General features: G+C 74.0%; 1 protein-coding gene. It reads left to right on the plus strand.

Annotated features, from left to right (window positions below; genetic code table 11):
• The first annotated feature begins 47 nt into the window (after positions 1-47).
• Positions 48-584 carry a DUF6624 domain-containing protein gene (locus tag G7A99_RS22970; protein ID WP_163144353.1) on the plus strand — a complete coding sequence of 179 codons (537 nt, stop codon included), beginning with the start codon at positions 48-50 and terminating at the stop codon, positions 582-584.
• Positions 585-709: the final 125 nt, after the last annotated feature.

Raw genomic sequence — 709 nt, forward strand, 5'->3', positions numbered from 1 at the left:
GCTGAGCGGCATCAACGCGGCCGGCGCCACGGGGATACGGGGCGGGCATGAATGACGCCCTTCGCCGCGAGCTGCTGGCGATGCAGGCCGCCGACCAGGACCGCCTGCAGACACTGATCGAGACCGGCGAGCTCGAACGCCACGCCTATCACCCGCGTATGCGGGCCGTGCACGAACGCAACAACGCCCGCATGCACGCCCTCCTCGACGCCCACGGCTGGCCGGGGCAACGTCTCGTGGGCGAGGACGGCGCCCGCGCGGCGTGGCTGATCGTCCAGCACGCCGTGCTCGATCCCGGGCTCATGGAGCGCGCCCGGCCCCTGCTCGCCGCGGCCGTCGACGACGACGATGCCGAGGGCTGGTGCCTCGCCTACCTGGAGGACCGCCTGCGGACAATGGCCGGCCGGCCCCAGTGCTACGGCACGCAGCACGACTTCGACGCCGACGGCCGCGCCTACCCGCTGCCCATCGAGGACCCGGCCGGCGTCGACGAGCGCCGCCGCGCCCTGGGACTGGACGCCCTCGCCGAGGCGACGGCACGCATCCAGCGGCGTTACCGGCCCGACGGGGCGTCCGGGGAGTAGACGGGCTCGCGCGCCCCACACGGCGCACCTGCCGCCATCGCGCTCAGGAGGGGGGCGTCTACCCCGCCGTAACGTGGCCGAGTCCGGTGCGTATCCGTTCCCGGAAGGCGGTACCCAGGATATCC

Source organism: Arhodomonas sp. KWT (assembly GCF_010993615.1).

Bases quoted from the DNA above. Each gene is read 5' to 3' on its own strand.
- G7A99_RS22970 (WP_163144353.1), top strand. From the start codon at position 48: ATGAATGACGCCCTTCGCCGCGAGCTGCTGGCGATGCAGGCCGCCGAC.